This is a genomic window from Rhodococcus sp. NCIMB 12038 (assembly GCF_002165735.1).
In the GTDB taxonomy this organism is placed as follows: Bacteria; Actinomycetota; Actinomycetes; order Mycobacteriales; family Mycobacteriaceae; genus Rhodococcus_F.
Genome location: NZ_NHML01000012.1, coordinates 169,483 through 179,807 on the forward strand (window position 1 = coordinate 169,483; position 10,325 = coordinate 179,807).

At 67.5% G+C, this 10,325-nt stretch carries 9 protein-coding genes; 7 read left to right on the plus strand and 2 right to left on the minus strand.

The window, feature by feature from the left end:
- Positions 1-13: 13 nt before the first annotated feature.
- Positions 14-1,546, minus strand: a complete 1,533-nt coding sequence (locus CA951_RS20040) for an aldehyde dehydrogenase family protein (RefSeq protein ID WP_087558480.1) — start codon at positions 1,544-1,546, stop codon at positions 14-16.
- A 157-nt stretch (positions 1,547-1,703) separates the two neighbouring features.
- Here CA951_RS20040 and CA951_RS20045 point away from each other — a divergent pair, with 157 nt between their 5' ends.
- Together CA951_RS20045 and CA951_RS20050 are read left to right on the plus strand one after the other, a co-directional pair.
- Positions 1,704-2,846: an acyl-CoA dehydrogenase family protein gene (locus CA951_RS20045; RefSeq protein ID WP_087558481.1), complete on the plus strand. Its 1,143-nt coding sequence runs from the start codon at positions 1,704-1,706 to the stop codon at positions 2,844-2,846.
- Between the two features lie 47 nt (positions 2,847-2,893).
- Positions 2,894-3,589, plus strand: coding sequence for a GntR family transcriptional regulator (locus CA951_RS20050; protein ID WP_087558482.1), 696 nt, complete (start codon positions 2,894-2,896; stop codon positions 3,587-3,589).
- 27 nt (positions 3,590-3,616) lie between these two features.
- On the opposite strand, the gene CA951_RS20055 is transcribed toward CA951_RS20050, so the two are convergent.
- Complete coding sequence (locus CA951_RS20055) at positions 3,617-4,552, minus strand: triacylglycerol lipase (protein ID WP_087558483.1); 936 nt, start codon at positions 4,550-4,552, stop codon at positions 3,617-3,619.
- 232 nt (positions 4,553-4,784) lie between these two features.
- Here CA951_RS20055 and CA951_RS20060 point away from each other — a divergent pair, with 232 nt between their 5' ends.
- The 5 genes from CA951_RS20060 to CA951_RS20080 all read left to right on the plus strand — a co-directional run bounded on the left by CA951_RS20060 (position 4,785) and on the right by CA951_RS20080 (position 10,254).
- Positions 4,785-5,234, plus strand: a complete 450-nt coding sequence (locus CA951_RS20060) for a chorismate mutase family protein (protein WP_087558484.1) — start codon at positions 4,785-4,787, stop codon at positions 5,232-5,234.
- Entirely contained in the window at positions 5,234-7,306 is a 2,073-nt protein-coding gene (gene pabB / locus CA951_RS20065; protein ID WP_087558485.1) for an aminodeoxychorismate synthase component I, read from the plus strand. The genes CA951_RS20060 and pabB overlap by 1 nt, the downstream gene beginning before the upstream one ends.
- Positions 7,303-8,223, plus strand: a complete 921-nt coding sequence (locus CA951_RS20070) for a prephenate dehydrogenase/arogenate dehydrogenase family protein (RefSeq protein ID WP_087558486.1) — start codon at positions 7,303-7,305, stop codon at positions 8,221-8,223. The genes pabB and CA951_RS20070 overlap by 4 nt, the downstream gene beginning before the upstream one ends.
- Positions 8,220-9,179 carry a diiron oxygenase gene (locus CA951_RS20075; protein WP_087558487.1) on the plus strand — a complete coding sequence of 320 codons (960 nt, stop codon included), beginning with the start codon at positions 8,220-8,222 and terminating at the stop codon, positions 9,177-9,179. The genes CA951_RS20070 and CA951_RS20075 overlap by 4 nt, the downstream gene beginning before the upstream one ends.
- A gap of 139 nt (positions 9,180-9,318) precedes the next feature.
- Complete coding sequence (locus CA951_RS20080) at positions 9,319-10,254, plus strand: RNA polymerase sigma-70 factor (RefSeq protein WP_087558488.1); 936 nt, start codon at positions 9,319-9,321, stop codon at positions 10,252-10,254.
- The last annotated feature ends 71 nt before the right edge of the window (positions 10,255-10,325 follow it).

The following is a 10,325-nucleotide window of genomic DNA, read 5'->3' on the forward strand; positions in this document are numbered from 1 at the left end:
TACCCTCCCGTGGTCAGCGTCCGTGCCGGTTCTTCAACATCCAGGCGGAAATCTTCATGTCCCGCGACTTACGCTGCATGGTCAGCAGATTCAGCGGCGCCGCGAACTTCTGCCGGGCGATGGACTTGACCCGGCTGAATTCCCGCAGCCCGTCCGCGCCGTGAATGCGGCCGAAGCCCGAGTCTCCGACACCGCCGAACGGTAACGACGGGACACCGGCGAATCCGAGCACCGACCCGATCGTCACGACGCCTGCCCTGAGCTTCTCGGCAGCCTGCATCGCCTTGGTCGCATCCTTGCTGAAGATGGACGCGCCGAGACCGAACGTGGTGCCGTTGGCCTTTGCGACCGCCTCGTCGAGGCTCGCGACCTTGTTGACGACGACCGTGGGGCCGAACGTCTCCTCGCGGATCGCGGTGCTGTCCTCGGGAACGCCGGTCAGCACGATGGGCCCGACGTACCCGTCCGCGATGGAGTCGAGTCCGCCGACCACCGCGGATCCACCCTTGTCGAGTGCGTCCCGGACGTGGCTGCGGATCACGTCGGACTGGCTGGTCATCGTCATGGGGCCGTACGCGGCGTCCCGCGGTCCCGGGCGCAGAACCTTCGACTTCTCGGCGAGCAGCCGGACGAACTCGTCGTAGACGGAGTCGACGACGTAGATGCGCTCGACGCCAGCGCACGTCTGTCCGGCGTTGCCCATCGCCCCGAACACGGCGAACCCCGCCGCCTCGTCCAGGTTCGCGTCGGCGTCGACGAGCATGGCGTCCTTGCCTCCCGCCTCGACGACCAACGGCGTGAGCGTCTCGGCACAGGCGGCCATGACGCGCTTGCCGGTGGCGGCGGACCCGGTGAAGGCGATCTTGTCGACGCCGGCGGAGACGAGGGCGGAACCCGTCGACCCGTCGCCGGTGACCACCTGCAGAACAGGCTGATTGGGGATGAGTGCCTTCCACTTGTCGGCGAGCCACACAGCGACCCCGGGCGTCAGCTCACTGGGTTTGAACACGACGGTGTTGCCCGCTGCGAGCGCGTAGGAGATGGAGCCCATCGGCGTGTACACGGGGTAGTTCCACGGCCCGATCACACCGACCACACCCATCGGCTCGTACCCGACGCTGCTGGCCTGGTTCGCGCTGACCAGACCGGAGGGCACCTTGCGCCGCTTCAGGACCTTGCCCGCGTTCTTCGCGGCCCAGTCGAGATGCTCGATGGCGAGCATCACTTCGAGGAGCGCGTCGTCGTAGGGCTTGCCGGTCTCGGCGGCGACGAGCGCGGCGAGTTGCTCGCCGTCCCGTGCCATCGACTTCTTCCAGTCCAGGAGCCATTGCTTGCGGCCGTCGAAGCCGAGAGCGTTCCACCACTGCGCGGCGGACCGGGCCGCGTCGACGGCGGCGCGCACCTCCCGCTCCCCCTGGATCGGGTACTCGGCCAGGACGGTGCCGTCGCGCGGGTCCAGCGACGCGAACGTCTTCGGCGCCGGGTTCGTCGGGGCCGGGGACTGCGCGCCTGCCGTCGTCTCGGTCGTCTCCGCCTGCTGTGGCATGGTCGATGTCCTCCCTCGAGATCACATCAAATATATGTGATGTGATGTAATGTAGTGGACATCACAGTATGCGGCCGACCCCATCGCGGCAAGCCCTACACAGTCACCCCGGCCGGCCTGTTCGCCGGCCGCACCACCCACGAGGAGTTCCCCGGACATGAGCGTCGAATTCACCAGTGAACAGAAGGACTTCGCGGCGGCGATCACCGATTTCTGCAAGCGCGAGAGCGGCACCCGCGAGCAGCGCGACAGGCTGACGAATCACGGCGAGCACAACCACAATCAGGACCTCTACGAGAAGATGGCGAAGCTGGGCTGGCTGGGCATCACCATCCCCGAGGAGTACGACGGCTCGGCCGCGAGCCACGTCGACATGTGCATCCTGCTCGAGGAGGCCGCCAAGGGCATGGCGCCCATCGGCGGGATCGGGCCCACCCTGATCACGGGCGGCGCGTACACGAAGTTCGGCACCGACGCACAGAAGGACGTCGTGCTGCGCGGCATCGTGGCAGGCCGGTCGCAGTCCATCTCGATGTCCGAGCCGGAGGCCGGTTCCGATGTCGGCAACCTCAGCACCCGCGCGGAGAAGACCGCCGACGGCTGGGTGATCAACGGCCAGAAGACGTGGTGCTCCAACGCGCACTTCGCCGACAACATCCTGCTCGTGGCCCGCACCGGGCGCGGCGACGGCAAACACGAAGGCCTCACGATGTTCCACGTCCCCGCGGACACCGCCGGACTGAAGATCAGCGGCATCGACACGATGGGCGGCAAAGAGGTCAACGACCTCTACTTCACCGACTGTGTCCTCCCCGAGGACGCGGTGGTCGGCGAGGTCGGCAACGGCTGGCGCCAGCTGATGACCGGACTGAACTTCGAACGCCTGATCCTCGCCGCCATGATGCTCGGCACCGCGCAGCGCGCGTTCGCCGACACCCTCGATTTCGTCACCCAGCGCAAGCAGTTCGGGCGTCCCGTCGGATCGTTCCAGGCGCTGCGCCACCGCATCGCCGATCTGGCGACGGAGATCGAGTGCTGCAAACTGCTCGTGTACAGCGTCGCCAAGGACGTCGACGCGAACCCCGACAAGATGCTGGCCCGCGAAGCGTCGATGGCCAAGCTGAAGGTCACGGAGACGGCGAAGAAGGTCGCGCTCGAGGGCATGCAGATGATGGGCGGGTACGGCTACGCCACCGAGTTCGACATGGAGAAGCACGTCCGCTCCACCATCGTCTCGAGCATCTACGGCGGTACCAACGAGATTCAGCGCGACATCATCGGCAAGACCTACGGCTTGTAAACATCCACTGCGGTTTATGCTGGTTTGCCGCATCGAAGGAGTTCTCCATGGCATCGCCCTCCGTGTCACGATCCCCAGCGGGCCGCACCCTGCGCCGCCGACCCCAGTTGTCGGACGACGTCGCCGTGCACGTCCGCAACCTGATCATGTCCGGGGGCGTTCGCCCGGGTGACTTCATCCGCCTCGACGAGACCGCGGCGGACCTGGGGGTCAGCGTCACACCCGTCCGCGAGGCGCTCCTGACCCTGCGCGGCGAGGGACTCGTCGAACTGGTTCCCCACCGCGGCTACGTGGTCGCCCCGCTCAGCCGGGACGACATCCACGACCTCTTCTGGTTGCAGGGCCAGATCGCCGAGGAACTCGCGGTCCGCGCGACGCGGTCCGTCACCCCGGAGGTCGTCGAGGAGCTGACCGCGATCAACGAGAAGCTGCGGCGGGCCGTCGAGGACGGCGAGGCCGACCGGATCGAGGATCTCGAGTTCTCGTTCCACCGGGTCATCAACCATCTCGCGAACGCGAGCAAGCTGTCGTGGTTCCTGCTCAGCGCCACCCGGTACACGCCGGTGCAGTTCTATTCGTCCGATCCGGCCTGGGGCGAGTCGGCGGTGGAGAGCCACCGGCGCCTCATCGCCGCGCTCGCCGACGGGAAGGCCGACGTGGTCGGAGCCGAGAACAAGGCCCACTTCATCGACGGCGCCCAGCGACTGGTCGCACACCTCGACGAGGTCGGCATCTGGGATTGACCGGCGCCGCGGATCACCCGCGCCGGGTCAGCACGGTGCGGGGTTGCGGTCTCCGTACGCGGGGTCCAGCGCCCGCTGGATGATGTACACGGCCCGCGGATCGGTGGTCAGCTGGCCGTGATCCGCGGTGTTCGTGCCGCAGCCGTCCTGAAGCCAGATGTTGTGCACGGTGGCCCACGGACCTGCCGTCAGGAACGTGTTCTCCGGTGGGGTCGACACGGTGTCGCTGCGACTGGCGACCACCGTGTAGTCGATGCCCGGGTCGGTGTCGCCGGCCGCGTTGAGGAGCTGCAGGAAGGGCGAGCCCACCATCTGCTGGATGTAGGACGGCCCGACCGCGACACCGGCGAGCGTCGTGACCGGCACACCCAGTGCCTGCGCGATCGCGCCGAGCGTCTGGACGTCCCCGAAGCTGGTGCCGTGGTTGGTGGCGCCGAGCGTGACGAGCGAGTGCACCTTGTTCAGCGCGGGGTTCGCCCGATCGGCGCCGCCTTCGAACCGCAGGTATTGGCGGGACACCGTGCCGCCGAGCGAATGCCCGATCATGTCGACCTGCGGAGCACCGGTGGCCGTGCGGACCAGCTCGACGAACCCGGCGAGTTGCCGGGCGGACTCCTCGATGTCGGCACCGCCGAACATGCGCATCATGTTGCCCTTGGTCAGACCGGCGGCCTGTCCGTAGTTGAGGGCGAAGACGCAGTACCCCTCCGCACTGAGCGCCGGAGCCAGGTCCTTCCACGTCGCCACCATGCCGGTCCAGGTGCCGTGCACCAGCACGACGGGACGGGGATGCGCCGCGGACGGCTTACAGCTCCAGTCGTTCGCCCCGGGAAGCACGGACGGATCGACCACGGGCGCGGGTTCCGCTTCCACGGGATCCGCTGCCGCCGGTGCCGCACTGCACAGCATCACGATGCCTGCCAGCACGTACAACAGAGCTCTAGTGGCCGACGATATGCGCATATTCCTCGTATCCTGAGTTTGCGGAAATAGACTTCAGGTTACGTTAGCCAACCGTCCATCAAAGTCTCAACCTGAGATCGAGACTCCCCGGGGGTGATAACCCACCAGGTTCGTTTTCGGCCGATCGACCACGGCCCTCCCGGCCATCCGGAAGGCTCATGGAAACGAACCACCAACGACACACGATAGTCGGGATGAGAAAGCTACTGCCGATCGAGTGAGTGGGGCGATTATGTACTTCTCCGTAGAACAGCGGAACGGCGACGATTCCGGAGAGCATTCTGACGCCTCGGCGCAGCACGCACTCGAGGGTCTGCGCGCGGAACTCGACGCCGTCGACGCGACCCTGCTCGAGACGGTCCGGCAGCGATTGGAAGTGTGCCTGCGGATCGGCGAACTGAAGGGCCGCGAGCACATCGCCATGATGCAGCCCGGACGGATCCACGTCGTCCACGAACGGGCGCGTCGGTTCGCCGACAGCCATTCCCTGTCCCCGGAGTTCTTCGACTCGCTCTACGACCTCATCATCGCCGAGACGTGCCGGCTCGAGGACCTCGTGATCAACGCGGAGGCCGTCGACGAGGGCCCCCGCCACAATGGCAATCACAACGGCAGCCACAACCACGGTGGCAACCATCAGGTTCGCCACAGTTCCGTGCCGTCTGCGAATGTCGAGTCGTGATGAGTACCCGGACGCTGCTGGTCGACAACTACGACTCCTTCACCTACAACCTGTTCACCCTGCTGGCCGAGGTGAACGGCGAACCGCCCACCGTCGTGCACAACGATGTGGAGTGGGGTTCGATCCCCTGGTCCGACTTCGACAACATCGTCATCTCCCCCGGCCCCGGCCGGCCCGACCGCAAACGCGACTTCGGGATCAGCGCCCGCATCATCAGGGAGACCGGACTCCCCGTGCTCGGCGTCTGCCTCGGCCACCAGGGACTGTGCCAGCTGTTCGGGGGCGAGGTGGTGCTCGCACCCGAACCGATGCACGGCCGGGTGTCCCTCGTCGACCACGACGGTTCCGAACTCTTCGCAGGCATTCCGTCACCGTTCCCGACGGTCCGTTACCACTCGCTGATCGTCGAGGATCTCCCCGGCGATCTCGAGGCCACCGCCTGGACGGCCGACGGTCTCCTGATGGGCGTCCGGCACCGCACTCGTCCGCTGTGGGGCGTCCAGTTCCACCCCGAATCGATCAGTACCGCGTTCGGCCACGAACTGCTTGCGAACTTCCGCGACCTCACGCAGACGCATTCCGGGACACCCACGCACGGATCCCTGCTCAGAATCCCGATCCCCCACGCGCCGTACGTGGTCCAGCAGGTGCGCGTCGACCACGAAGTCGACCCCCGCACCACGTTCGAGGATCTGTTCGCGTCCGGACCCAACGCGTTCTGGCTCGACGGGACGTCGGCGTCGGAACCGACTTCGCGATTCACGATCATGGGCAACTGTTCCGGCCCGCGCGCCGAATACATCACGTACGACGTCAGCGAGGCGATCGTCCGGATCACGCGGGAGGGGTTGCCGGTCGAACAGGTGCACGCACCGTTCTTCGACTATCTCGAACGGCAACTGCAGGCACGGTCCGTGCCCGGTCTCCCGGGTGTGCCGTTCGGCCTCGGCTACGTGGGATACCTCGGCTACGAATTGAAGGCCGAGACCGGTGGCACCGCGGCGCACAAGTCCCCCACCCCGGACGCCGCACTCGTATTCGCGGACCGCGCCGTGGTCATCGATCATTCGAACGAGCGCACGTACGCGCTGTGCCTGAGTGATCACCAGGACGATCCGGAGTTGCGCCGCTGGCTCGACGAGATGGAAGCGGCGCTGCACCGGCTGGCCGAGCCGGACCACCCGACGACCGCGGTGCCGCCGATCCGGAAACCGGAGGCCGCCGAACTCGCCCTGCGCCACGACCACGACAAGTACCTCGACCACATCGCGACGTCGCTCGGTGAGATCCGGACCGGCGAGTCCTACGAGGTGTGCCTGACCAACATGGCGACGGTGGACCAGTCGATCAACCCGCTGCACACGTTCGAACTGCTCCGCTCCATCAGTCCCACGCCGTACAGTGCCTACCTTCAGTTCGCCGGGCTGTCCGTTCTCAGCGCCTCTCCCGAACGGTTCCTGAGGATCGGCGCGGACCGGGTGGTCGAGTCCAAGCCGATCAAGGGGACCCGTCCGCGCGGCGCCACCCCCGCCAAGGATGCGGCGCTGCGGCAGGATCTGCTCGACAGCGAGAAGGACCGCGCCGAGAATCTGATGATCGTCGATCTGACGCGCAACGACCTGGCCCGGGTGTGCGTTCCCGGCTCGGTGCACGTTCCGAAGCTGTTCGACGTCGAAACGTATGCGGCCGTGCATCAACTCGTGTCGACCGTGCGCGGAACCCTCAGCGCCGACGCCTCCGTCGTCGAGTGCGTCCGTGCCGCCTTCCCCGGCGGATCGATGACGGGCGCCCCGAAGATCCGGACCATGGAGATCATCGACCGGCTCGAGTCCGGGCCGCGCGGCGTGTATTCCGGTTCGATCGGCTACTTCTCCCTGACGGGGACTGCCGACCTGTCCATCGTCATCCGCACGATCGTCGCCACGGACACCGAGGTGACATTCGGCATCGGCGGGGCGATCACTGCGCTGTCGGACCCGGAGGAGGAGTTCGACGAGGCAATGGTCAAGGCCGCCACCATGTTGCGGGCGCTGTCCGTGACGGCAGACCGGCCGAACGAGATCGGGCAGTGACCGTCCCGGCCGCATCCTCCCGGACCGTCGCACTGATCGGCGGTTCGGGCGATGTCGGCCGGATGCTCACCACTCGGCTGCGCGCCGACGGAAACACGGTGCGCACCGTCGACATCCGGTTCACCGACCGGTCCGAGTCGGATCAGGTGAAGGGCGACATCACCGACCCCTCGCCGGAGCTACGGGCGGTGGTGCAGGCCGCCGACGCGGTGATTCTGGCGATCCCCGAAAGCGTCGCACTGGAGTCGATTCCGTTCCTCGTCTCAGAGTTGCGCGAACACGCGCTGCTGGTCGACACGCTGTCCGTGAAGTCCCGATTCGATGGGGCCCTGCGGGAGAGCGCACTGCGCGGCGGCGCGGTGGGCATCAACCCGATGTTCGCCCCGTCCCTCGGACCGGAGGGCCGGCCCGTCGCGGCCGTGACCTACCGGGGCGGCCCCGGGGTGGAGTGGTTCCTGTCGGCACTGTCCGGCTGGGGATCGTCGGTGGTCCGCCTGGACGCCGAACACCACGACCGGCTCACCGCTGCGACCCAGGCACTGACGCACGCCGGCGTCCTCGCCTTCGGCCTCGCCCTCGCGGACCTCGGTGTCGACGGCGCCGAACTCACCGCGGTGGGCACCCCGCCGCATCTCGTCTCGCTCGCCCTCCTCGCGCGGGTCGGCGGCGGCGTCCCGGAGGTCTATCGGGACATCCAGGCAGGCAATCCCTACGCGGGCGACGCCCGCCGCGCGCTCGCCGCCGCGCTCGCCACTCTCACCGACACCGTCGAGCAGGGCTCCGAGGACGATTTCGCCGCGCTCATGTCCCGCGCGACGTCCCCGCTCGGCGACCGGAGCGAACCCCTCGCCCGGCTGTGCGCCGACCTTTTCACCGATCTCGTTCACCGACAGCCGCGGAACGGAGATACGTCATGACGACCCAGAAGATTCCCTCGCTCCCGGAGTACGACCCGTCCGATCCGGTGGAAAGTGCCGTCGTGACGCGACTCGCGCGCAACTGGGGGCAGCGGGCGACCGTGAAGAAGCCGGAACCGGACCTCGACGCGCTGTTCGACCTCGGCAAGCAGGACTACCCGAACGAATTGCTGCCGTTCGCCGATCACGACCGGTTCCTCCGCATGGGCGAGGAGCAAAGGAACCGGCTGCGGGCGTGGGCCTGGATCGCGTTCAACAAGAACGTCATGGACATCGAGCAGTACGTGGTCAATCCCGGGTTCGACCTCGTCGCGCACGACGCCCTGGACACCGGACTCGGAGACACCTTCGCCGTGGCCGTCCACCAGGCGATGGTGGACGAGCAGTACCACACCCTCATGCACCTGAACGCGAGCGCGGTCACCCGTCGGCAACGCGGTTGGGCGATGCCGAACAACGCCCTTCCCGACGTCCTGACGTTGCGCCGCCAGCGCGCGGCGACGGCCGAGGCCGCCGACCCGAGGCAGCGGGCGATCACGACATTCGCCTTCATGACGGTGGCGGAGATCTCGATCAGCTCCTACCTCGACCTGATCTCCGAGAACGACGTCATCCAGCCGGTCAACCGGGCGACGGTCCGGCTGCACAATCGCGACGAGTACTGTCACGCCTCGATCGCCGACGACATCGCGGGCGTCGTCTACGACACCCTGAACCCCGGCGACCGGCGGCTGTTCCTCGACGGGCTCGTCGACGCGATGACCGCTTTCAGCAGCAACGACTACTCGACCTGGCACACCATCGTCGACATCCTGGACCTCGACGGCGGTCAGGCGATGATCGACGACGCCGAACACGACACTCGCCGATCCGCGCTGGTCCAGGATTTCGGTGGCATCCACAAACTGTGCAAGCACCTCGGGGTCGCGGGCGAGATGTCCTACGAGTGGGCCTGACTCCGCGAGGAACCCGACTCCTGCCGATCAGCTCGACTTCAGCCCGAATTCTGTGACAACCGCTCCCGTCCGGTTGTCACAGAACGGCGGGTTCCGGTGTCTGGTGTGTGACACCGTCGAGAACGAACAGGAGCCACCCATGGCCGGCACGTCGCAGACCACACCCGACGATCGCGGCGGGAGCAGGGATGCCCGTTCGGATCCCGCCACCGAGGCGTTCGTCACGCACCGCAATCTGCTGTTCACCGTCGCCTACGAGATGCTCGGCTCGGCCGCCGACGCGGAGGACATCCTGCAGGAGACCTGGCTGCGGTGGGCGGGCGTCGATCTGGGCACGGTGCGGAATCAGCGGGCGTACCTGGTGCGGATCACCACCCGCCAGGCGCTGGTCCGGCTGCGCACGCTCGGCAGGCGCAGGGAGTCCTACGTCGGCCCCTGGCTACCGGAGCCGTTGCTGACCGCCCCTGATGTCGCCGAGGACGTCGAGTTGGCCGACAGCGTATCGATGGCGATGATGCTGGTGCTGGAGACGCTCGCACCCACCGAGCGGGCGGTGTTCGTGCTGCGCGAGGTGTTCGATCTGGAGTACGGGGAGATCGCGGCCGCCGTCGACAAGAGCACCGACGCCGTCCGTCAGATCGCGCACCGGGCACGGGCCCACGTCGCGGCGCGCCGGCCGCGGGGCGTCGTCACTCCGGCCGAGTCCCGGGATGCGCTCGACGCGTTCAAACGGGCGCTCGAGACGGGCGACCTGCAGAGCCTGCTCGACCAGCTCGCGCCGGACGTCGTCCTCCTCGGTGACGGCGGCGGAGTCAAGCAGGCCGTGCTGCGACCCATCGTCGGGGCCGACAAGGTGGGCCGCCTGCTGGCGGCCGGCCTGCCCCGGATCGGCGGCGACGTATCGGTCGAACCCGTGCAGATGAACGGCTCCCCCGCCCTGATCGTCCGGCTCGACGGGGAGATCGACGACGTCGTGGCCGTGCGGATGGACAACGGCATGATCACCGGGCTCTACATCGTGCGCAACCCCGAGAAGCTGTCGCGGGTCGAGCGGGAAACCGCGGTGAGCCGCTGAGTCGAACCCCCTGACCTGACGATGCCCGTGGTGGGAAGGCGCGGAGCCTTCCCACCACGGGCGCTCGGAAA